Source organism: Pseudomonas sp. 43(2021) (assembly GCF_017490805.1).
Taxonomy (GTDB): Bacteria; Pseudomonadota; Gammaproteobacteria; order Pseudomonadales; family Pseudomonadaceae; genus Aquipseudomonas.
Genome location: NZ_JAFGYJ010000144.1, coordinates 1 through 639, shown reverse-complemented (window position 1 = coordinate 639; position 639 = coordinate 1). Strand labels below are relative to the sequence as shown.

The following is a 639-nucleotide window of genomic DNA, read 5'->3' as shown; positions in this document are numbered from 1 at the left end:
ATGTGCTGGTTGCCCACAATATTTACGAAGGCCGTCACTTGCTGAAGCTGGGGTCAATCACAAATGGCCCACTGCTTGAAACACAGCCACAGGCAATGGCCATCCTGCAATCCAGGGAAGAGTCGTTCATCAAAGTACAGCAGCTGCAGCAACTCACCACCAGCGTTGCTTGATGAACCCGTCCGTTAAGAATGAATGGAAGCGAAATGGATACTGAAATCTCAGAAGCAACAAAGGTAGATCGCGACAGCTCTGCGGCAACTGCCTCAGCCCCGTCGACACCGGTTGAAACGAAACCTGCCTTGGAGCTTGATCCTCAGCCTGTAATGCCTGCCAGTTGCCCCAACGCGTTCGACAAAGTGGAAACGGCTTGCTCGACAAGTTATGGCGAGGTGATCTACGCAACCAAGGAAAGAATGTTCTATCTGCTGCCTGAACGCGCTGCAAGCTCGATCAAAGAAGCGATGAATGAACTTGAGCAACATATCAGCGCAAGCAAGTCTCCTGAGGAACGTTTAAAGGGGATGAACACCGCGGGGTTGCTCGAGTACTTCCTCGAACCCAAGTTGTCAAACTTCCTGCAAGGTGAACAGAAAAGCCGAATGCTGGAAATCGAAGCTCAGGAGCCGGATATTGCGC

General features: G+C 51.5%; 1 pseudogene. It reads left to right on the top strand.

What is annotated here, in order from left to right:
• Positions 1–206 precede the first annotated feature (206 nt).
• Positions 207–639, top strand: a pseudogene (locus tag J5M71_RS26410) (hypothetical protein); the annotation flags it as partial.